Origin of the sequence: Enterococcus canis NBRC 100695 (assembly GCF_001544375.1) — a bacterium.
GTDB classification, from domain to species: Bacteria; Bacillota; Bacilli; order Lactobacillales; family Enterococcaceae; genus Enterococcus_H; species Enterococcus_H canis.
On record NZ_BCQJ01000004.1, the window covers coordinates 177943 to 200919 of the forward strand.

The following is a 22977-nucleotide window of genomic DNA, read 5'->3' on the forward strand; positions in this document are numbered from 1 at the left end:
TATTCTAGCATAGTCGAGAGGAGGAACAAACAATGTTGAAACAATTTTATCAACTACATAAGAAGGAAAGTACCTTGACCTTGCTTTTTATGATTTTACAGGCAGTTGGGACTTTACTGGTGCCCTACTACGTAGCTGCCATCATTGATGAGGGGATTTTACAGGGCTCACTTTCTACCATTTGGCAAAATGGTGGTTTGATGCTAGGGGTCGCGGTTCTAACGGGTCTGACGGCAATTGCAGCTAGCTACTATTCCGCTGTCCTAGCAGGTCGCTTCGGACATTTTCTGCGAAACAAGCTGATTGAAAAAATCCAGACCCTTTCGGTTACAACCGTCGATGAATTGGGCACGCCAACACTATTAGCGCGCACAACTAGTGACATTACCAATCTGCAACAAATCGCCATGATGAGCTTTCAAATGATTTTACCGGCTCCCTTAGTCTGTTTAGCGTCCATCATTTTAACCGGAATGGTGTCTTGGCAATTGATTTGGATTCCAATTGCTACCATTTTAGGCTTTTCTTTGGTTGCGCTCATGGTGATTCGCCAAGCTACACCTTTAGCCCATGTCATGCAAGTGAAGATGGATCAGATGATGCAGGTTTTGCGGGAATTGATAACAGGGGTTAAGGTCATCCGCGCTTTCGATAAGACTACCTTTGAAAAAGAACGGACTGATCAGCGCTTCACCGCGTATGCCACCATCATGATCAAAGTCAACCGGCTCTTTGCCGTCTTGAATCCAACCGTCAACCTAGTTATGGGACTTGGCATGACAGCAATTTTAGCTTTTGGCGGCTGGCTTAGCGTCAGCGGCACGATTCCTGTAGGTAGTTTAACGGCTATCAGTGAATATACGATTTTAAGTCTATGGTTTCTAACGATGGCCGCTATGGTAATCGTGATGATTCCTAAAGCCCTCTCTTCCTATGAACGGATTCAAACGGTCATTCAAGAGACGCCCGAAATCAAAGATGGCGCACGGCAATTGCAACCAAGTAGCGAGTCCGCCATCGTGCGCTTCCAACATGTCAACTTTAGCTATAGCGGTGCCGAAGAACCTGTTCTGCAAGACCTTGACCTGACAATTTATCGCGGGCAAACCTTTGCCATTGTTGGAGGTACTGGTTCAGGGAAAAGCACGATCGCTAAAGCTTTACTACGCTTAAAAGATGTCACCACTGGTCGCATTTTATTTCACGGGCAAGATATCCGGACCCTGAAACAACAGGATCTACGAGCACGAATCAGTTATGTCCCCCAAAAAGCCTTTTTATTCAGCGGCACTATTGCCGACAACTTACGCTACGGTGATCAGCAGGCTGACCTAGCTAAGATGGAGCAAGTGGCCACGGTGGCGCAAGCTGCGGATTTTATTCACCAACAGCCCGCCGGCTTTGAAGCAGCGGTCAGTCAAAAAGGTAGTAATTTCTCTGGCGGGCAAAAACAGCGCCTAAGCATCGCCCGGGCCTTGATGAAGCCGGCGGATCTCTACTTTTTTGATGACAGCTTCTCTGCCTTGGATTATCAAACCGATGCCGCCCTAAGACAGGCGTTAAAGAGCTATTTACAGGACGCAGCCGTGGTGATTGTCGCTCAGCGCTTAGCTACCGTTATGCAGGCGGACCACATCATCGTTTTAGATCAAGGACGCATCGTTGGCGCCGGCACCCATAAAGAATTAATGGCCAGCAACGCCGTGTATCAAGAATTTGCCCGGTCTCAAGGGCTGAAAGGAGCTAGCAATGAGCAAGCAAGTTGAGTTAGAAAAACCACAAGCAACCGCCGCTACTAGCAAGCGTTTGTTGCAACTATTATTACAGCAGCGACAGAAGTTTTTAGTGATTCTCACCTCGGCCCTGTGTTTCGCCCTATTGATGGCCGTGACCCCTTTGTTACTGGGGTGGGGCTTGGATCAGCTAATCCACTTAATCAAAACTGGCACTACCAACGAACTGCTAACGGTCTTAAAAGCACCACTTTTTGCGCTACTAGGCTGTTGGCTGGCTATTAGTCTCTTCTCCTTTCTACAGGAAAATACGATGGCTAGCGTCAGCGAAACCTTGACACTGACCCTGCGTAAGGAATTGACGGCCAAGCTAAACCGACTACCCATGCAATTCTATGATACCTATAAGACGGGTGACTTACTGACGCGTGCCACGCTTGACTTAGATAAGGTCTCGGAAGTCCTGCAAGTGGGCTTGATGCAGCTGATTACCGCCGTCTTTAGTATCGCAATTGGCTTCGGCTTAATGCTTTTTATCAGTCCTTGGCTAACGGCTGGCATTTTAGTTTTACTAGTCGGCAGCAGCCTGCTGACGCGCTTTTTAGCAGCTAAAAACCAACACTATTTTGCTGAAAATCAACGGACTTTGGGGGCAGTTGGCGCCCAAGCCGAAGAATATTTTACCGGCAACTTGTTGATTAAAACCTTTAACCAGCAAGAACAAGTCAAGGCGAAAATGGCGGCTTTAAACGATGCCCAATACGAAGCCTTTAAAAAAGCTCAGTTTGTCAGTTATGCCATCAATCCCTTAATTCGTTTAGTCAATCAACTAGGCTTTGTCGTTAGTGCGGTCGTAGGAGGCAACTTGGTTTTACAAGGTAATTTGACGATTGGGGTACTGCAAGCTTATTTGCAATACGTTAACCAAGTCTCGGAACCCATCACACAAGCCGCCTACGTCATCAACAGTCTGCAAAGCGCCTTAGCTGCCTTGGAGCGGATCTTTGAGATTCTTGACTTGCCCGAGGAAAAGCAGGAAGCCGCTCAACCTCTACCAGATTTAAAAGGAGAAGTGCGTTTCCAACATGTGGCCTTTGCCTATCAAGCTGACAAACCACTAATGACAGATGTCTCGTTTACGGCGCAACCCCAACAAACGGTTGCAGTTGTGGGTCCTACCGGTGCTGGCAAAACGACCTTGATCAATCTTTTGATGCGTTTTTATGAGGTAACTGGTGGTCAGATTCTTTTAGATGGTCAAGATACCCGCCAATTTAGCCGGGCTGACTTACGGCGACATTTTGGCATGGTTCTGCAGGACACCTGGCTCTTTGAAGGCACGGTAGCGGAAAACATCGCCTACGGCAAACCCGCTGCAATACGCAGCGAAATCGTAACTGCAGCCAAAAAAGCCCAATGTGATCACTTTATCCGCACACTGCCCCAAGGCTACGACACGGTCATTTCTGGAGACGGCACCGCCATCTCCCAAGGGCAACAACAACTGCTGACAATCGCCCGTGCAATTCTAGCTGATCCACAGTTGTTGATTTTGGACGAGGCAACCTCCAGCGTAGATACCCGCACGGAAAAATTGATCCAACGGGCGATGGCGCAACTGACACAAGCCCGAACTAGCTTTGTCATTGCCCACCGACTTTCCACGATCGAAAACGCTGATTTAATCCTAGTGATGCAAAATGGCGATATTATCGAGCAAGGTACCCATCAAGAGTTAATGCAGAAGCAATCCTTCTATGCCAATCTATACAACAGCCAATTCGCGGTTTAATAATAACAATTTATCGAAAAGTCTGATCCTTTGTGGTCAGGCTTTTTTTGGTACAAATCGTACCAAATGCGGCACAAAAACCGTTTTCACTACCAGCTTGCCCAACTCTTTGGAAGGGGATTCACTTTTCTAAAAAGCGTGCTATATTGAAGAAAACAAGGAGGGAACACTGTGGTACAAAAAGATTTTTTATGGGGCGCATCCACCAGTGCCTATCAAGTAGAAGGCGCATGGAACGAAGATGGCAAAGGCTTGTCCGTCCAAGACATCAAAAAGCTGCCCGAAAATACCAGTGACTTCAAAGTCGCAGCTGATCATTATCACCATTACCAAGAAGACGTCGCTTTATTTAAAGAGCTGGGTTTAAAAGCTTACCGTTTCTCCATCGCTTGGACGCGAATTTTGCCCGATGGCACCGGCGCGGTCAATCCTAAGGGGATACAGTTTTATTCAGACTTGATTGACGAACTGTTGGCTGCCGGTATTGAGCCGATTGTCACGGTTTATCACTTTGATTTACCAGCGAAGCTAGCAGAACAAGGCGGTTGGAGCAATCGCGCCACGATTGATGCCTTCGTGCATTACTGCAATGTCTTATTTGAACATTTTGGTGACCGTATCAACTATTGGTTGACTATCAACGAACAAAATATGATGGTTTTAGCAAGCTCAGCCGTATTAGCCGGAACAAAAACGTTACAAGAGAACTTCCAAGAAAACCACCATATGCTCATAGCGCAAGCCCAAGTCATGAAAGATTACCATGACAAAGGTTATCCTGGTAAAATTGGACCGGCTCCTAATATTGCCTACATCAATCCAGCCAGCTCTGACCCGGAAGATGTGTTAGCAGCCCAACGTTTTAATGCTATCCGTAACTGGCTTTATCTGGATATGCCGGTTTTTGGTCGTTACAACCATCAAGCCTGGGATATGCTGAAAGCTCTTGATGCTACGCCTATTTTTGCCGAAGGTGACGCAGAAATCTTAGCCGCGGGCCGTTGTGATTTCATCGCCTTTAACTATTACAACACCAATACTGTCAAAGCATATCCCGCTGACGCAGAAATGTTAGAAGGCGACCAACAAGGTGGTTTTGGCATTCCTGGCTTTTTCCAAAGTCACCGCAATGACCACTTGCCTATGACAGAATTCGGTTGGGAAATTGATCCGGTTGGTTTCCGCACCACGATTCACGAAATTTACTCGCGCTATCACTTGCCTATGATTGTCACGGAAAATGGCTTAGGTGGTCGTGATATTGTAGAGGACGGTGCCATTCATGATCAATATCGGATTGATTACTTAAGCGCCCATATTCGTGAAATGGAAAAAGCTATCGCAGAAGGTGCCGATGTTTTTGGCTATTGCCCTTGGAGCGCCATTGATGTTATCAGTACCCATGAAGGTATGCGCAAGCGCTATGGTTTCATTTATGTTAACCGCGCTGACTTTGATTTGAAAGACTTAGCTCGTTATAAGAAAGACAGTTTTTATTGGTACCAAACTATAATCCAACAAGGAGGACTCGATTCATGAAAAGTCTAGAAATCGTTTTAGACAAACTTTTAGGCCCTATCGCCAACTGGATGAGCCAAAATAAATTTTTCTCCGCTTTAGCGGAAGCTTTTATGCGAACGACACCAATCACGTTGGGGGCATCGTTCCTAATGCTCTTAGGGAATTTCCCAATCCCACCATGGTTGATCTGGCTAAATGAAACCGGCTTATCCGCCCATTTTGCGGCCGTAGTCGGCGCCAGCTTCAATGTGTTAGCTTTATTTGTAGCTTTCAACTTTGCTTATGTCTATGTTAAAAATCAAAACGAAAATGGCTTAACGCCAGGGCTATTATCTGCCGTTTCATTCTTATTATTAGCACCACAAATCATCCAAGTACCCGCTCTAGAATCAGCGGTTACTGAATTTCCAGCAACCGCTACTGTCACTGCTGTTAATTCAGTGGAAGCTTTCCAAACTGCTCAACTAGGTGGTCCTGGTTTAATCGTGGCAATCTTCGTAGGGTATTTGACCTCAGTCTTATATCTAGCGCTGAAAAAACGTAACTTGATGATTAAATTACCCGCAACAGTGCCACCGAATGTTTCTGAGTCCCTAAGCCCAACGTTTGTGGCTGGCTTGATTTTCGCTTTCTTCTTCGTGATTCGTGTTGGCTTAGCTTATACACCATTCGGTAATATTTTCAACTTGATTTACGGCGTCCTGCAAGCACCACTGGAAAGCTTAACGGCCTCACCAATCAGTATCATTTTTATTTATACATTAGCCAACCTTTTCTGGTTCTTTGGGATCCATCCCAATGTCGTTTACGGCATTGTGACACCAATCTTAATGGCGAACTTCACTGCCAATACCAACGCTTATATCAATGGCGAGGCAGTTCCTCACTTGATGATGGCAGTTGTTTACGTCTTCACCTCTAACGCATTGGGCGGTCAAGGTGGGACTTACGGTCTAATTATTTCCATGTTCCGTTCGCGCTCTGCTCGTTACAAAGAATTATTTAAACTTTCAGCCGCACCCTCTTTATTCAATATCAACGAACCTTTAGTCTTTGGGATGCCCATCATGCTAAACCCAATTTTCTTCTTCCCAATGGTTTTAGGTCCCATCATTCAAGGGGGTATCGCTTGGGGGCTGGCTGCTTTATTAAATATCCAAACTTACAATGCAGCTCTGCAATTACCTTGGACCATGCCAACACCGATCACCGCAGCAATCGTCGGTGGTTGGAAATTCCTGGTTATCGCATTAGTCGTATTAGTAGCCAACTTTGCGCTATGGTACCCATTCTTTAAAGTCGCTGACAATAAAGAATACCAAAATGAACAAGCTGCTGGCCAAGCCTAAAATACTATAAAAAAAGAAGCACCTAACGTTTCCATGACGGAACGCTAGGTGCTTCTTTTCGGTTATTGCTTAGGTAGATCCGGATGCTGTTCTAAAGCATCTAAAATCTTTTCCATGATGTACATGGTGGGAATCTGACTACTGGCATCGTAAAAGCCGTATTTGCGGGCTTCAGTATATTCATGAGCAATAATCATACTGCTCATTTTGGCTAATGTACTAGCACTGTTCCCTGTAATACCAATGATCTGATAATCCTGTAGTGGCTGATAATAAGCAATCATATCCACTAAATCCGGCGTTTCACCAGAATTGGAAACCGCAATCACCAAATTATCCGTCGTATTGTACAAGCGTGGTCGTAGTGGATAATACGGATCAGTTACTGCAAAGCTGTTAAAGCCTAAGGTGGCTAGACGACGGGCGCCATACTCACATAAAATCCCGGAAATACCGATTCCGACGAAGACGATATTATCGGAACGAATAATTAAGTCAGCTAGAATCCGCACGTTTTCCTCAAAATCAAAGGAAAAATTTTGCGGCTCTAGGGAAGCTAGCACACGATCACGGTAATCAGCCCCCTGCTCTCTTTCAGCCGCAATCACTTGCCGGACTGAAGCGCGAAACTCAGGATAGCTATTGAAACCCATCTTGCGGATAAAACGCATCACAGAAGACGCTGAAGTATGGGAAGCTTGGGCAATCTCCCGCACCCGCATTTGAGGCAGATTTTCATAATGACTTAAAATATATTGATAAATAGCTAAATCAGTACTGGAGAAATTTTTAGTGTCTTGTCCTTCAAAAATAGGCATACGTCTCCCTCCTCGTTTCTCAGTATAGCATAAGACCCTTTAACAAAGTACAATCTCAAAATAAGCATCGCTGGGGCTCACCACCGCCTTCAAAAAGAACCTATGACCTGTTTCCAGCCATAGGTTCCCATCTATTCTCTTAATTAAAATGGATTTCTTTCCGTTTAAGTGGTGCCCATTGCCAGTTTTCCACTTCAGGAATATCAACGCCATTTTCACGGATATAGTCATGGTGGAAAGTGATCGTGTCTTCCATTTTTTGCGCAAATTCAGCTACGGTTTCCCCATAAGCTGCCACTGCCGCATCTTTCGCAACGTGGAAACGGTCCATTTCAGACATCACACGCATATCAAATGGTGTTGTAATGTCGCCATTTTCACGGTAGCCATGCAGATGGAGGTTATGATTGTGACGATCAAAGAAAATATCACGAATCATGCCTTCATAGCCGTGATAGCAGAAGACGATTGGTTTTTCTTTGGTAAAGTAGGTATCAAATTCTTCATCACTTAAGCCTCGCGGATCAACCCTCGGATGACGTAATTTCAAGATATCTAAAACATTGATAAAGCGAATCTTCAAATCAGGATAGGCTTGATTTAAAATAGTCACAGCGGCCAAAGCTTCCAAGTTAGGTTCAGTCCCGGCTGCAGCAATGACAACATCAGGTTCTTCATTCCCATCAGTGGAGGCCCAGTCAATAATCTTCAAACCATCGCGAACCAAAGTTTCAGCTTCCGCTGCTGAATAGAACTGTGGCCGTGGATGCTTAGAAGAAACGATTAAGTTGATTTGTTCTTCAGAGCTTAAGGCTTCAGCCATTACTGCCATCAAGGTATTCGTGTCGGCTGGTAAATACTCCCGGATAAATTCCGGTTTCTTTTCTGCCAAATGCGTCAATAAACCTGGATCTTGGTGGGTATAGCCATTATGATCTTGCTGGAAGACCGTTGAGGTGGCAATCAAATTCAAAGAGGGATACTGTTTGCGCCAAGTTTGTTCTTTGGCTTTACGTAACCATTTGAAATGCTGGGTGATCATAGAATCGACTACCCGCAGGAAGGCTTCATAACTTGCAAAAAAGCCGTGGCGGCCCGTTAAAACGTAACCTTCTAAGAAGCCTTCACATTGATGCTCAGACAATTGTGAGTCAATCACGCGGCCAGCTGGTGCCAACCATTCGTCGTAAGCCTCATTCCGAGCTTCTAACCATTGGCGATTCGTCACGTCAAAAACTTTATTGAGACGGTTAGATTTCGTTTCGTCAGGACCAAAAATCCGGAAATTATCAGGATTGGCTACAATTAAATCTTTCGCAAAGTTACCAAATTCAATCATGTCTTGGGCTATGACAGCTCCAGGTGTACTAGTATCCACTGCATGTTGCTTCCAATCAGTAATCTTCAAAGGCTGCGGATTGATACCGCCATTCGTGATTGGGTTGATTGACATGCGGCGGTCACCTTTTGGTGCTAGGTCCCGGAGTTCCGCTTTAAAAGTTCCATTTTCATCAAATAATTCTTCCGGACGGTAAGACTTCAACCATTCTACTAAGGCTGCACTATGGTCTAAATGATGAGCATCCACTGGAATTGGCACTTGGTGCGCCCGGAAACCACCCTCAATAGGTTCGCCGTCCCACTCTTTTGGCCCCGTCCAACCTTTAGGTGTGCGCACGATTAACACCGGCCAGGCTGGCATTGTTACTTCTTCGGCTTTACCTTGGCGTGCCTTTGTTTGGATTGCTTGAATTTTTTCGATTGCTTCGTCTAATTTTGCGGCCATGACCGGATGGACAGCAGCCGGATCAGTACCCGCTACAAAGATTGGTTCCCAACCTAGACCTTCAAAATATTTCTGCAAATCTTCATCTGACTTCCGTTCCAAAATCGTTGGGTTGGAAATTTTACCACCGTTTAAATAAAGAATCGGTAAAACAGCGCCGTCATTGACTGGATTGATAAAAGCATTAGAGAACCAGCTACCCGCTAACGGACCTGTTTCAGCTTCGCCATCGCCGACAACCACTGCCGCAATCACATCGGGGTTATCTAAAATGGCGCCAGTAGCATGAGAAAGCGAATAACCTAACTCGCCACCTTCATGGATAGAGCCTGGTGTTTCTGGTGCTGCGTGGGAGGCAATTCCGCCTGGGAAAGAAAAGATTTTACATAATTCTTTTAAACCCGCCTCGTCTTGCGTAATTTCGGGATAAATTTCAGTATAACTGCCATCTAAGTAAGAGTTGGAAACCATCACTTGGCCGCCGTGACCAGGGCCCTCTACATAAAACATATTCAAATCATATTTATTGATAACTCGGTTTAAGTGCGCGTAAATAAAGTTTTGACCGGCAATCGTGCCCCAGTGACCAATGGGATGAACCTTCACATCTTTAGCTTCTAACGGTTGGGTTAATAATGGGTTGTCTTTCAAATACATCTGCGCCACGGAAATATAATTGGCTGCGCGCCACCAAGCATCTACCTTGTCTAAATAATTCTGCGAATCTGTCTGTGTCATGAATTGCTCCTCCTTGTGCTTTTATTCACAAATAATTTGAAATAAAAAAGTATTTTTTACCAAAACTCTCTTCTTGATTATAACAGTAGTTTCATTTAATGAAAAGGCTTTTTTGGTATTTTTTACTAAAATGAACTAGAAAAAGATTTGACCGCCCGTCAGACGGCCAAATCTACTTGTTTATTTAATAACGGTAACTTCTAAACCTACTAATTTGGCCCAAGTTAATACTTGATCCGTTGTTAAGCTCAAGGATACCACCGTGTGATGACCACCACCAGCTTCGATCCATGCTTGGACGCCGTCTTGGAAGTTTGGTTTCACTTCCCATAAAACCCGTGCGACAGGTAAGTTTGGTGCTGCTTCAGTTGGTTCAAAGGCAGCGACTTCGTTCACTAACAATTTATAGTGGGTGCCAAAATCAGCCATTGAAACAACGACACCGTCACCAGCTTTGCCATCAAAAACTAAACGTGCAGGATCTTCACGGTCCCCCATCGATAATGGTGATACCACAATTTTGGGTTTATTAACTGCTAAAGTTGGATCAACTTCCATCATATGAGACTGCAAGATCGCTTCATGACCGGCTGCCAATTCATACGTGTAGTCTTCCATAAAGCCAGTATTTTGATTGTGCGCCATAATTTTCAATAAGCGGTCAATGGCGGCTGTCTTCCAGTCACCTTCGCCGGCAAAGCCGTACCCTTCTGCCATCAGACGTTGCACTGCTAAGCCTGGTAATTGTTGCATCCCGTATAAATCTTCAAAGTTGGTACTAAAGGCCGTGTAGTTGCCGGCTTCTAAGAAACGACGCAAACCAATTTCCTGACGTGCTTGGACTTTCACGTGATCTTCCCAAGTTTGATGGTCATAATCACCATAATCAAAGTCATATAATTCTTTATATTCGTTAAAGACTGCCTCAATTTCATCTTCTTTCACTGCATCCACATACTGCACTAAGTCGCCGATGCCAAAATAGTCTACTGTCCAGCCAAATTGAATCTGTGCTTCAACTTTGTCGCCTTCCGTCACCGCAACGTTGCGCATATTATCGCCAAAACGAGCAACTTTGATGCCGAAGCTTTCATTATAAGCAACCGCTACATCCATCCATTCAGCGATTTGTTTTTGAACTTCTGCTCGTTGCCAGTAGCCGACTACAATCTTGTTTTGTTTTTGCAAACGTGCATTGATAAAGCCGTATTCGCGGTCACCATGAGCTGATTGGTTCAAATTCATGAAGTCCATGTCAATCGTTGACCACGGAATACTTTCATTGTATTGGGTAGCTAGATGTAGCAATGGTTTTTGCAATAATTTCGTCCCACGAATCCACATTTTTGCTGGTGAGAAGGTGTGCATCCAGGTAATCACGCCGGCAACCTCATCACGGTAGTTGACTTCTTTCATGATTTTCGTAATGACATCTGGCGTTACCGCTAATTCTTGTAACACGATAGGATAAGGTAATTTGCCGCTGTCATTCAACGCTGCTACCATTTTCTCAGCATGACTTTTTACTTCTTGTAGGGCTTCTTCTCCATAAAGATGTTGAGAACCTACCACAAACCAAAATTCTTTTTTTCCAATTGTTAACATATGATCCGCTCCTTTATTTTTGTCCATAATAGGCATTAGCGCCATGTTTACGTAAGTAGTGTTTATCTAAAATTCGTTGCGGTAATTCCTTCGCAAAGTGGTTCAGTTGCCGTGCAAAGAGATTCATTTTACAAACTTCATCTAAAACCACCGCATTCATCACGGCACTATTGGCATCTTTGCCCCAAGTAAAGGGCCCATGACCATGTAACAGTACTCCAGGAATCTCTAGTGGTTCGATTTCACGTTCTTTAAAAGTTTCAATAATGACATTACCTGTTTCTTCTTCATAACCGCGGTCAATTTCCGCCTGCGTCAAAAAGCGCGCGCAAGGAACTGTTCCGTAGAAAGTATCGGCATGAGTCGTGCCCATGGCGGGTACATCTAAACCAGCTTGCGCCCAAATCGTCGCCCAAGTAGAGTGCGTATGCACAATGCCGCCTAACTCTTGGTAATGGCGATAAAGTACCGCATGGGTCGGTGTATCGGAAGAAGGATTCAATTCACCTTCCACCACTTTGCCCTCTAAATCGCAAACCACCATGTCACTGGGTTTCAATGTTTCATAGTCAACGCCCGAAGGTTTAATGACGAACAAGCCTTTTTCCCGGTCAATGCCGCTGACATTGCCCCAAGTGTATTTGATCAAACCTTGTTTAGGTAACTCTAGATTGGCCTGAAAGACTTCTTCCTTTAATTGTTCTAACACGTGTCTTCCTCCTTATTGCAAAAATTCGATAGCGGCTGTTTCAATTGGCAGACCGTTTTGATAACGAGCCGCAAAATCATTAAAGCCGGTCACATCTCGCGGATCAGGGGCAACTTCGGTTCCCTCAGTATCGGCAAAGACTTTTTGATTCAAATAATCAGCTAGCGACAAGTTTTCGCGATATTGTAAATAGTCGGCTAACACGGCAATACCCCAAGCACCACCTTCACCCGCAGTTTCCATAACGGAGACAGGGGTATCCATCGCCGCTGCTAAGATTTTTTGTCCCACACCAGCGGTTTTAAAGATGCCGCCATGGCCATAAACTTTATCAATGGCCACATTTTCTTGTGCCAAAATTTTCATACCAATGTGTAAGGCACCAAATGCGGAGAATAAATGAACCCGCATAAAGTTCGCTAGATTAAAATGACTGTCTGGTGTCCGTACAAATAGCGGTCGGCCCTCCGGAATCTTCGTGATATTTTCTCCGGAAAAATAGCCATAGGTCAATAAACCGCCACCATCAGCATCACCTTGTAGTGCTTGTGTAAACAATACTTCATATAAACGGTCTGTATCGATGGTAAACCCACTGGCTTCAGCAAATTCCCGGAAAATCTTGACCCAAGCATTGATGTCTGACGAACAGTTATTGGCATGGACCATCGCTACTAAATCGCCAGCTGGCGTAGTCACTAAGTCGATTTCCGGATGGACTTGTTGCAGTTCTTTTTCCAAGACAATCATGGCAAAAACTGAAGTTCCGGCCGAAACATTTCCCGTGCGGCGCGCCACACTATTCGTAGCTGCCATCCCAGTCCCGGCGTCCCCTTCTGGTGGGCATAGAGGAATACCCGCTTGCAGTTGACCACTTGGATCTAGTAATTGGGCCCCGGCTGCGGTTAGCGTCCCGGCTGTTTCACCTGCAACTAAGACTTTGGGCAAAATCTCCGTCAATTTCCAAGGATATTTATCCGCAATCAGTCCATCAAATTGAGCAACTTTCGCAGCATCATAATCATGGGTCTTAGGATCAATCGGGAACATCCCAGAAGCGTCACCGACACCTAGCACCTTTTCACCGGTTAGCTGCCAATGAACATAGCCTGCTAAGGTCGTGAAAAAGGCAATTTCTGGTACGTGAGCTTCTTGATTCAAAACAGCTTGATACAAATGAGCAATACTCCAGCGTTGCGGGATATTATATTGGAACAGGTCTGTCAGTTCCTTTTCAGCATCCGCCGTAATCGCGTTGCGCCATGTTCGAAATGGCACTAGTAATTGGTCCTGAGCGTCAAAAGCCAAATAGCCATGCATCATGGCACTAAAGCCAATGGCCCCAATCGTCGTTAACGACACCTGATATTGGGCTGCTACCTCTTTTACTAAAGCTTGGTAACTTTGCTGCAAGCCATGCCAGACCGTTTCTAAGTCATAGGTCCAAATGCCATCTACTAATTGGTTTTCCCATTCAAAACTACCTGAAGCGATGGGTTTTTGCTGGTCATCGATCAATACGGCTTTAATTCGTGTAGAACCTAACTCAATACCTAAAGCTGTTTGACCTTGTTGAATTTTTTCCTTTATCGTCAAGTTTATCCCTCCTGTATGCGATTTCATTTAGAGTCAAAAAAAATTCTTCTTAAAGAGCCTCTCTTCAAGAAGAATTATAACAGGTATGTACGTACAAGTAAACTATATATTTAAAATTTGTACGTATGTTTTCAAGCGGATGTTCGTGGAATCACCTTCGGTTCGTAAATAATATCCGCTGGCTGTTCATTTGTTTCAATCGCCTTCAGCATCCATTCGGCTGCCGCCCGGCCCATTTGTTCTTTCGGATGAGAAACCGTAGTTAACGGGATTTCTCCGGCTGTACTCAAGTAAGAATCATCTTGACCAATCACTGCTAATTCTTGCGGAATGGCCTTTTTATCGGAGAGAATTTGCACCAATAAATTGGCAACTTCATCATTATAGCAGACAACCCCGGTAACAGAAGTTGTTAGTAATTGTACTGATGCTGTCTGGATGACTTCTGTTTTAGATTCTGTGGTGTACGTATAAATATTGCTAGAATCAAAGCTAAGTCCCGCCGTCTCATGAGCTTCAATAAAGCCCTTCATCCGTAATTTCCCTTGAATATCGTCCATTTTAGTAATCAGTGCTAGCTCTTGATGACCTTGTTTCAACAGATAGTCTGTGGCTAAAAAACCCGCCCGGACATCATCTAAACGAATCACCGGTAAATCCAAGGTTTCATAGCCGGCATTCAGCATTACCACCGGAATTCCTGCTTCTTTAAACTGTAAGTAGTAGGACAAATTAGGATTATACAAATTGCTTTTAGTGGGTTCCACGATTAAACCATCTACCCCTTGACTCCGCATAGATTCTAAACACTTGCGCTCTTGTTCAGGATCATTGCTAGTGCTGGCTAGCAAAAGGGAATAGTTATTATCGCGTAAAACCGCTTCGATGCCTCGAATGATTGAAGGAAAAATATAGTCCGATAAATAAGTCGTAATCACACCAATCGTTTTGCGCCGCGCCCCTGTATTAGGTACCGCGGGCTGATCAACGTAAGTGCCACTGCCTTTCTCTTTTCGCAAATAACCTTCATTCGCTAATAAGGCAATCGCCTGACGGATCGTATGGCGGCTCACTTGATACATTTCTTGTAGTTTCATCTCTGGGGGAATCACGGCGCCTTGGGGATAATCACCATTGACTATTTTAAACCGTAGTTCATCAGCGATTTGTTGATATTTTGCTTTCATTTGAACACCTCATAATAGTTGTACGTACATCTATCATAAGCGCTTTTCCTTATTTCCGCAAGAACTACTTCTAGCGTTTTCCTAATAAAGCTCTTCTGATGTCTTTAGGACACAAAAAGAGTCTAGGTTTAACCCTAGACTCTTTGCTAACTTATGCAATCAGTCCAATGATCAAGGAGCAGGTGGCAATAGTCAATGCCGCGTTATCCAAGTGACTGTCAACATGAGTATTAAAAGTACGCTGATAGAAGTTTCCTAAGAAGGTCGCCAAGATACCGAAGAGGATCGTCAGCCAGATATTTTGAAAGGTCAACGCAGCCAGGCCAGAAATCAACGTAATATGGTGGGTCACGGGAATTTCCAGTCCAAAATACAACACAATTAGTGATAAAGCACTAAAGCCAAACATCACAACATCAATCTGGGTAACAGTCGCTACTTGATAACTAACGATTGCGAGCACCGCTCCCCAAAAGGTCGTAAAGGCTAAATGTTTAGGTGATAGATCATAGCGTTTTTCTTCTGTTGGGTATTTGCCTAATAAACCGGCTTTACCAAATACTAAACGGGCAATGATCCCCGTTGTGGCTACCGTTAGAGCGCTAGGATCAAGCGGCAAGTGTAGATTGGTAAACAGCGTGACTAGTGCTAAGCCCACCATTCCAAAGATTCCACCAACGAACAACGTACTGATATCTTTCATTTTAAAGAGGGGGGTAATGGTATCCGCTCCTGAAAACGCGCCAGTACTTTCCACAAATTCCTCTTCGTGAGATAAAACCGTTCGGTGACGACCATAAAAGGCTGCCGCCACAACTCCCCCCACAAAGGAAATGTGGGGGGCGAAAGTCGTACCAAAAGCGACATTTAACAGGAAGGCGTCACCACCCCCTGCTAAAGCGATGCCCGAGCCTGCTAAAATAAAGAACCCCATGATGATGAAGATCGTTGTACCACCAAATAATGCACCAAATGCGCCGCCGCCAAAAGCCATTAAAAAGAGTGTTGCCCATTCCATCTCCATTCCTCATTTCTTTTATTTGACTTACTCATCCGCCTCTTCAAAGAAAGGAATCGGAATGATGGTTCCCGCGTTCATCGTGTTGTTTGGATCGAAGGCTTTCATTAGCTTCTTCATAACGATGTAAGAAGATTCATACTCATCCTTCACATAAGGAGCCCGAGCTTTCCCGATACCATGGTGGTGACACATACTGCCGCCGCGTTTCAAGGTTTCTTCCACGATGATTTTATTTACCAAATGATGGTACTTCGTTACTTCATCTTCTGGATCATCTGACTTCACATAATAGCCATAAACGAAGTAGATATTGGTCCCATTAATATAGCTATGAGAAGAGTGACCGCCAATCCCCTGCATATCTGGCACTTCTGCCATTACACGAGCCACAACTGCTTCAAAGATATTATGGATTTCACTCCAGCCAGCTGAAATTTCAGTAGTATAGCCGACATTGCCTTCCTTGCCAAAGGTCGTAATTTCATCTTGAATACGTTTATGATCCCAATTTAAGTTTGCCAACCAATGAGCTAGCACTTCACTTGGCATTTCTTTAAATTCAGGATCTTGAGCCACGATTTCGCGAATACCACGCGCCGTTGCGTCAGCAATCAATTTATTTCCTTCAGTTGAAAACATCAAAATATGTTTGCCTTCAACGCCTTTGGAGAAGGAATGGATGCCCGCATCGCCTGCATCATAAACTCGTGCGACTGCTGGACGGTAACCTGAAACCATTACTTCCCGCAGCATTTTCCAACCTTTTTCCAAATTTTCAAAGTTCCAGATCATGTACTCAGTATTATCAGGCATATATTTAAATAATTTCACTGTCACTTCGGTAATATAGGCGATCGCCCCTTCATTCCCCACAAAGACGTGGCGGATATCTGGCCCTGCTGCGCGCCGTGGAACATTTTTGATGCGCACGATTTCACCACTTGGTAAGACTGCTTCTAAACCAACGATCATATCTTCAATCCCGCCATACAAAGTTGAAAACTGACCGATACTGCGAGTTGCCACTAAGCCCCCCATTTGTGCAGCTGGTTTTGATTGCGGTGAATGGCCAGTAGTATAGCCTTTTTCCCGTAGCAAGTTTTCCATTAATTCTAAAGATACGCCAGCTTGTGCGGTTACTTGCATATTTTCAATATCAATATTCAAGATTTCGTTCATTTCAGACGCATCTAAAATAATGAATAATTTACGCGCGCTCTCCAAACCTTGCTCAATACCTGAGTTACCCGTTCTTGGGATTACGTTAATGCCATGATGATCGGCATACTTCAAGATTTCTGCTACTTCTCCAGCAGAATGAACCATCACGATAGCTTCTGGAATGGGACGTGTATAGGATTTTTTCGCCTTTTGCCATTTACGGTATAAGTCGATACTATTTTCTTCGCGAGTTGCCTCGTCTACGACTACGTTGTTTTTCCCAACGATAGATTCTAAATAAACAATGATCTCCTCATGGGTGATTGTTTGATTTTTTGCTGCTTGAATTTCAATATCCGGTACAATTTGTGACATAATATTCGCTCCTATTCTGCTGTTTGTTCGCCATTGGCTAATTTATAATATGAATCGGTAAAGTTCCGAATGGTGCCGTATAATTCTGTTTGTTTTTGATAGACCGTAACATTTTCGGCAATTGGCTCAAAAGTATCTGCTACTCGAACCATTTTGGCAATAGCTGTTTCATAGTCTGGATAGATACCTAAGCCCACCGCTACATTGATCGCTGCCCCTAAGCTAGCAGCACCATTGATAACATTGCGGCAAGCTGGCATATTAAAGACATCGGCAAAAATCTGCATAAACAAATCACTATTAGAACCGCCACCTGAAACCACTAGGCGCTTACGGGTCAATCCTTGGGCTGAGAGCATAGCATCCACATTCAATTTAATTGAATAAGCAATTCCTTCTAAAATAGAACGGTATTCATGGGCGCGGGTATGACGTTCGTCAAAGCCTAAGATCGAGCCTTTACGATAAAGCGCTGCTTGATGTGGCAGCCAATCCATAACGGTCATTAGACCATCACTGCCGGCTGGCACTGCGGCTGCTTCTTCATTTAATAATTGCTCAACAATTGTTTTTTCTGATTCAGCTAAATCCTGCCAAGGTTTGCCTAAGATGTCGTTAACAAACCAGCTCACCATCCACATACCACGCCGGATACCGCCACTTTCGTTTAAGAAACGATGTGGAATGGATGCGGGATTAGGCCAGTATGGCAAGTTAGGATCAAACGGTGTGTATTTATTGGCAATCATGGCACAGATATAGGTTCCTAATGAAACTAACACCGTCTCATCATCGATTAATCCTGCGCCTAAGCCTTCTACCGCTTTGTCGTTAGCTGTTGCAATAACTGGTAGTCCCTCTGGTAAGCCCATGCGCTTAGCTTCTTCCGGCAATAGTGTTCCTAAAGTATCTCCTGGTAATTTCAAGTCTAAAAGCATTTCTCGAGGCATATTGAAGTAGCCTAAAACATCTGGGTTAGTACTCCAATCCCATTTTTCTGGGTCGATTGGCCAAGCACCGGCATAGTTGGAGAACGTATCGACAAAATTTCCTGTCATGCGGACTGTCAGGTACCCTGTATCTGCGGCGATATAAGCAATCTCTGGATTTGTTTCCGCATAAGGGGACCCAATCCGCTCGTCCATCCAGGTTTGAATAGGTTGCGCTAGTGTACCGTCTTTTTTCATCAAGACCCGGTCAAAACGAATACTTCCCAAGCCAATCCCAATGATTTCTTGGGGATCGCCCTCGAATTTTTCCATTAAATCATGCATCGTACTTACGACGCTCTCATAAATGTCCTCATGTTGTTCCGCGATACCGCCGAGTGCAGTAACCATTGGTGCTAATGGTCGTTTGGCCGACATCAATTCCTTGCCTTCAAAATCAAAGATGCTAATTTTTGTTGATTGTGTCCCTTGGTCGATTGATAAAATATATTTTCCCATCTCTATTCCTCCTTAAGACAAAGAAAAAAGCACACTCCTATAAGAGCCTGCTTTTCTCTTCATTTTCTAGCAACCACATCAAATTTATATTTTGTTTTAAATAGACCAGCATGCCTCATTGGTAGTGGAGATGCCTAATGCTCCACTATTAAGAGCCGCTAATATATCTTCCTTATCACAGACCAAACCACTGGCAATTACAGGTGTTGCGCCAGCTTGAGCAATCTGCTTAATAACAGAAGGCATTAGCCCAGGCATGATTTCCACCACATCGGCTTTGGAAATCTGGTATTGTCCTTTTAAGGCAATCAATGAACGCGAGTCTAAGATAAAGTAGCGGTGAACCGTCATCAATCCGGCCCGTTTTGCTTCCGCCACCAAGACCGCTTTTGAAGTAATGATACCATCTGCCGCTGTGACTTTCTTGATATACTCAATCGCAATTTTCTTTCCAGAAAGACCATCGATTAGATCGATGTTAACAAACACTGTCTTGCCGGCTTTTTTTAATCGTTCGACTATTTTAGGTAGATTCATGATATCCCCTGTTAAGATGAATACTACCTCACTATCTCCCTCAATAACTTCTGGTAGTTGAGAAAGACGGTTGATAGCGGGGATCACAGGATTCGCTTCGATTAAATCTTTGATCCTAGACATGTTAGCGCTCCTATCGTTTTTAAAAATTGTACCTTTAAAGGAAAGCGCTGTCAATCTCTTTTAGTTTAAAAATCCGTGTTCTTTTTTGTAAGTTGTCGCATATTTATCCACGGCAACAATCGCATTGACAACCGATTCTGGTGTGACTTCAGCTGGTAATTGGTGAATTGATTCCCATGGAGCATTAGCAGTTTCACCAACCATTTTTAACTCTTCAGCGGTAATATCAGCTAAGCCTTGGTCTTCTAAAGTTGTCGGTAACCCCAAACGAATCAAGAAATCAAGGTACCGATCAAATTCTGCTTTCGGTGCACCTTCCATCATTAATTGGCAAAGAATGCCGAAAGCAACCCGCTCCCCGTGCATCAAGTTTTTCCCACGTCCCAATACTAAAAAGGCATTTTGGATTGGATGGACAGCACAAGTACCACCACTTTCAAACCCTAGACCACTCATTAAAATGTTGGCTTCAATCGCATACTCCAACGCTGGTGTTACAACATTTGCCGCGTTAGCTTCTAATGCTTCAAAAGCGTATTCGAAAATAACTTCCTCACATTTTTCTGCAATTGCTAAGGCTGTTAAGGTTTGATGACCAGAAAGAATTGTTTTACCAAAAGCACGTTTAATAGCGCGGGCTTCTATCCAAGTAGATAACGCATCACCAAAACCAGCTGCTAAGAATCGCGTTGGTGCGCCAGCGATTACCTTGGAGTCTACTAAGACTAAGTTTGGATTAGCGTTGAAGCCTAAATAGTTCTCCAAACTACCATCTTCTTTATAAATGACCGCCAAACGGGAAGTCGGGGCATCTGTTGACGCCAATGTTGGGATAATTACTAACGGAATCCCTAGATTGCTAGCTGCCGATTTAGCAGTATCAATCGTCTTGCCGCCTCCTAAGCCAATCAAGAAATCACAATCTGCATCTTTCGCTTGATTGCCCACACTGTCAATCGCTGCCATCGTCGCTTCACCTGTGAAAGATACCGATGTCACCTTCATGCCTTCATCTGTCAGGTACTCCGCAAAGTCTTTGCCGACATTTTCCATAATAAATGGATCGCCCAATAGGAAAGGCTTGTTCCCAAATTTTACTAAAAAGTCTTTCCCTGTTTTTAGTACGTCACTGCCTAATACAAAATCTGATGGACTTACAAAAATCTTTACCAAATCGTTTCCCTCCTTATTTGAAAACGCAAAAAAAGGCAAACTCCAACTAGGAGGTTGCCTTTCTCTCGTCTCTGTCAACCACCAATAGAATAGCACGTATAGATAGCGCTTACATTAAATATAGATAATATAACTATTAGAATATTCCGTTTTTCCACTGAATATTTCGTGCTTGTGTTAGTAGGTTCTGTCTACTTTTTATGCTATGCTTACAATACATTGATGACGTTTTCTTCAAAATTGTTCTTCTAATTTTATAGGAAAGGCGAGATTCATTCTTGAGTCTCGACAGGTGACCTTATGAAGATTGCAATCATTGGCGCCGGCCCGCGTGGCTTATCAGTCGCTGAACGGCTATGTGCTCGTCATGAAACTTTGACACTTTACTTGATCGACCCTTTTGGGATTGGCGGAATCGTTTGGCAAAAAGAGCAATCCCCTTATTTTCTTATGAATACTATCAGTCAGCAAGTAACCCTATTTACTGATAGCAGTTGCCAATTAGACGGCCCTATCATTGACGGTCCTCACTTATATCAATGGTTACAAGAAACAGAGTCACACACATTGCCCAAGACGCTACAGGCAGCCGCTCGTCAATTGACAGCAGATGAACCAGCTCCCAGAGCACTCTATGGTGTTTATCAAGAATGGTTTTTCCAAAAATTACAGCAGCGCTACCCACAGGTGACCTTTCATGTCCTAAAAGACACAGTAACTGATATACGCCAATCCCAGCCTGTCGTACTAGAGTTAGCTAGTAACGAGCCTTTGACTGTAGATGCTGCCATCCTAACATTGGGACATTCTCCCAATGAGTTCAAAGCTGAGGAACAGGCATTTTTCGCCTTAAATAAAACGACACCCGTTTATTTTCCGGCTCAGGTGCCCACCCAGGTGGATCTTCAGACAATTCAAAAAACAGATATTGTCATCTTGCGGGGACTAGGGCTAAGTTTTTTTGACTATCTCAGTCTATTAACCCAAGGACGCGGCGGTTTATTTGCGTGGCAAGCAGGACAGCTGCACTACCTTCCCTCTGGTGAAGACCCCCTCATCCTGGCTAGTTCTCGTTCCGGACTGCCCTACCACGTGCGGGGAGACAACCAAAAGCGGTATGGCGAAAGTTATCAGCCAGTCTTTTTCACAAAAAAGACGCTGCAAAATTTAAGCGCACCAGTGCCTTATACTAAGTTATGGAAACTTTTACAAATCGAAATCGAAGCTTGCTACTACTGGACGGCTCATTGTCAAAAAGTACCGCTAGCAGCTGGCTCACGAACCGCTTTTTATCAACACTATCAAGACTCTCGTCAACAACCAGAACAGTTTAAACAAGCCTACCAGCTCACCTTACCTACCTGGTCTTGGGACAACGTACTTGAGCCGGTCAAAGCCACTGATTTAGCAGATTTTCAGGCCCAGCTGCAGACTTTCTTACTACAAGATGCCCGCGAAGCACGCAAAGGCAATTTGAACGGTCCGTTAGCTAGCGCCCTTGATGCCTTAAAAGATTTGCGTGATGAGGTCCGCTTGATGATAACGCTACTCTCTGAGGAAGAGCGTTCACAATGCTTTTTAGGCGAGTTCGTTGGTATCAACGCCTCTCTATCCATCGGCCCACCAAGTCACAAAGGACTCGAACTAGCGGCTTTACAAGCAGCTGGTGTCGTCACGTTCACAGGACCAGATATGCAAGTTACCCATGATGGCGATGCCTTTGTAGTCACCTCTACTTATCCAGAAACTTTTCGGGGAACGAAATTAGTAGAAGCGCGTTTACCTGGCATTCAAGCTGATAAAAGCTTAAATCCACTGACCCAAGCACTTTTAAATAGAGGCTTTGCGCGTTTACATCAATTGGCTGACACGGCAACTGGTGCGCTGGCGATTGATGCAGATGGTCGCTTGTTGGCGGCAGACGGTCAGCCGCAACCTACGCTTTTTTTAGCGGGTATTCCTACTGAAGGCTACCACTTTTTAACCGCGCTTAGTCCTAGACCTGGTGTCAATGAACAATTTTTCCAAGAAACCGATCGAATTGCCCAACGAGTTTTAGCTTAAGAGTCTGGACCATAACTTTTTAAGTTATGGCCCAGACTCCTTCCGAATAAACAGTGAAAGTAGAAGCAACCTCATTTTAGCCAGTTTCCATAGGAGTTATTTTAGATATTACTAGCGAAATGCTGGCTTTCACTAGACAAAGTCGTCTTTTTTCGCTAAAGTAGTTCTGTTTCTTGCCAAATTTTGGACAAGTGAACCTAGCAACTGCATAATGGCATTATACTCTATTGAAAAGAGGCAT

Annotated in this window: 15 protein-coding genes and 1 pseudogene; 5 read left to right on the forward strand and 11 right to left on the reverse strand. The window is 44.2% G+C overall.

Annotated features, from left to right (window positions below; translation table 11 throughout):
- The first annotated feature begins 32 nt into the window (after positions 1-32).
- The 4 genes from ECA01S_RS07880 (at position 33) to ECA01S_RS07895 (ending at position 6395) form a co-directional block, all read left to right on the forward strand.
- Positions 33-1766, forward strand: a complete 1734-nt coding sequence (locus ECA01S_RS07880; protein ID WP_067393635.1) for an ABC transporter ATP-binding protein — start codon at positions 33-35, stop codon at positions 1764-1766.
- Positions 1750-3525, forward strand: coding sequence for an ABC transporter ATP-binding protein (locus ECA01S_RS07885; RefSeq protein ID WP_067393639.1), 1776 nt, complete (start codon positions 1750-1752; stop codon positions 3523-3525). Before ECA01S_RS07880 ends, ECA01S_RS07885 begins: the two co-directional genes overlap by 17 nt.
- Positions 3526-3696: 171 nt before the next feature.
- Complete coding sequence (locus ECA01S_RS07890) at positions 3697-5064, forward strand: glycoside hydrolase family 1 protein (protein WP_067393641.1); 1368 nt, start codon at positions 3697-3699, stop codon at positions 5062-5064.
- Positions 5061-6395, forward strand: coding sequence for a PTS sugar transporter subunit IIC (locus ECA01S_RS07895; protein WP_067393644.1), 1335 nt, complete (start codon positions 5061-5063; stop codon positions 6393-6395). Before ECA01S_RS07890 ends, ECA01S_RS07895 begins: the two co-directional genes overlap by 4 nt.
- 62 nt (positions 6396-6457) lie before the next feature.
- Here the strand turns inward: ECA01S_RS07895 and ECA01S_RS07900 are convergent, their stop codons facing one another.
- The 11 genes and pseudogenes from ECA01S_RS07900 to ECA01S_RS07950 form a co-directional block, all read right to left on the reverse strand.
- Positions 6458-7213: a MurR/RpiR family transcriptional regulator gene (locus ECA01S_RS07900; RefSeq protein ID WP_067393645.1), complete on the reverse strand. Its 756-nt coding sequence runs from the start codon at positions 7211-7213 to the stop codon at positions 6458-6460.
- Positions 7214-7352: 139 nt separating this feature from the next.
- Positions 7353-9740: pseudogene (locus ECA01S_RS07905) on the reverse strand (phosphoketolase family protein); the annotation flags it as partial.
- 177 nt (positions 9741-9917) lie between these two features.
- Complete coding sequence (gene araA, locus ECA01S_RS07910; RefSeq protein WP_067393649.1) at positions 9918-11342, reverse strand: L-arabinose isomerase; 1425 nt, start codon at positions 11340-11342, stop codon at positions 9918-9920.
- Between the two features lie 13 nt (positions 11343-11355).
- On the reverse strand, positions 11356-12051 hold the full coding sequence (locus tag ECA01S_RS07915; RefSeq protein ID WP_067393651.1) for an L-ribulose-5-phosphate 4-epimerase: 696 nt from the start codon (positions 12049-12051) through the stop codon (positions 11356-11358).
- Positions 12052-12063: 12 nt separating this feature from the next.
- Positions 12064-13647: a xylulokinase gene (locus ECA01S_RS07920; RefSeq protein ID WP_373277547.1), complete on the reverse strand. Its 1584-nt coding sequence runs from the start codon at positions 13645-13647 to the stop codon at positions 12064-12066.
- Between the two features lie 131 nt (positions 13648-13778).
- The gene (locus tag ECA01S_RS07925; protein ID WP_067393657.1) at positions 13779-14834 is read right to left on the reverse strand and encodes a GntR family transcriptional regulator; all 1056 of its coding nucleotides are present in this window, start codon (positions 14832-14834) and stop codon (positions 13779-13781) included.
- A gap of 151 nt (positions 14835-14985) precedes the next feature.
- The gene (locus ECA01S_RS07930) at positions 14986-15858 is read right to left on the reverse strand and encodes a DUF7973 family transport facilitator (RefSeq protein ID WP_169792771.1); all 873 of its coding nucleotides are present in this window, start codon (positions 15856-15858) and stop codon (positions 14986-14988) included.
- A 21-nt stretch (positions 15859-15879) separates the two neighbouring features.
- Positions 15880-17391 (reverse strand): FAD-binding oxidoreductase, encoded by a 1512-nt coding sequence (locus ECA01S_RS07935; RefSeq protein WP_067393663.1) that lies wholly within the window; start codon positions 17389-17391, stop codon positions 15880-15882.
- Between the two features lie 11 nt (positions 17392-17402).
- Positions 17403-18839: an FGGY-family carbohydrate kinase gene (locus ECA01S_RS07940; protein ID WP_067393668.1), complete on the reverse strand. Its 1437-nt coding sequence runs from the start codon at positions 18837-18839 to the stop codon at positions 17403-17405.
- A 96-nt stretch (positions 18840-18935) separates the two neighbouring features.
- Positions 18936-19499, reverse strand: a complete 564-nt coding sequence (locus ECA01S_RS07945) for a glycerol-3-phosphate responsive antiterminator (RefSeq protein ID WP_067393672.1) — start codon at positions 19497-19499, stop codon at positions 18936-18938.
- 60 nt (positions 19500-19559) lie between these two features.
- Positions 19560-20672, reverse strand: a complete 1113-nt coding sequence (locus ECA01S_RS07950) for a glycerol dehydrogenase (protein ID WP_067393675.1) — start codon at positions 20670-20672, stop codon at positions 19560-19562.
- A 300-nt stretch (positions 20673-20972) separates the two neighbouring features.
- Between ECA01S_RS07950 and ECA01S_RS07955 the strand changes: the two genes are divergently transcribed.
- Complete coding sequence (locus ECA01S_RS07955; protein WP_067393678.1) at positions 20973-22736, forward strand: FAD/NAD(P)-binding protein; 1764 nt, start codon at positions 20973-20975, stop codon at positions 22734-22736.
- The last annotated feature ends 241 nt before the right edge of the window (positions 22737-22977 follow it).

Bases quoted from the DNA above. Each gene is read 5' to 3' on its own strand.
- ECA01S_RS07955 (WP_067393678.1), top strand. From the start codon at position 20,973: ATGAAGATTGCAATCATTGGCGCCGGCCCGCGTGGCTTATCAGTCGCT.
- ECA01S_RS07900 (WP_067393645.1), bottom strand. From the start codon at position 7,213: ATGCCTATTTTTGAAGGACAAGACACTAAAAATTTCTCCAGTACTGAT.
- ECA01S_RS07895 (WP_067393644.1), top strand. From the start codon at position 5,061: ATGAAAAGTCTAGAAATCGTTTTAGACAAACTTTTAGGCCCTATCGCC.
- ECA01S_RS07880 (WP_067393635.1), top strand. From the start codon at position 33: ATGTTGAAACAATTTTATCAACTACATAAGAAGGAAAGTACCTTGACC.
- ECA01S_RS07930 (WP_169792771.1), bottom strand. From the start codon at position 15,858: ATGGAGATGGAATGGGCAACACTCTTTTTAATGGCTTTTGGCGGCGGC.
- ECA01S_RS07885 (WP_067393639.1), top strand. From the start codon at position 1,750: ATGAGCAAGCAAGTTGAGTTAGAAAAACCACAAGCAACCGCCGCTACT.
- ECA01S_RS07925 (WP_067393657.1), bottom strand. From the start codon at position 14,834: ATGAAAGCAAAATATCAACAAATCGCTGATGAACTACGGTTTAAAATA.
- araA (WP_067393649.1), bottom strand. From the start codon at position 11,342: ATGTTAACAATTGGAAAAAAAGAATTTTGGTTTGTGGTAGGTTCTCAA.
- ECA01S_RS07945 (WP_067393672.1), bottom strand. From the start codon at position 19,499: ATGTCTAGGATCAAAGATTTAATCGAAGCGAATCCTGTGATCCCCGCT.
- ECA01S_RS07940 (WP_067393668.1), bottom strand. From the start codon at position 18,839: ATGGGAAAATATATTTTATCAATCGACCAAGGGACACAATCAACAAAA.
- ECA01S_RS07935 (WP_067393663.1), bottom strand. From the start codon at position 17,391: ATGTCACAAATTGTACCGGATATTGAAATTCAAGCAGCAAAAAATCAA.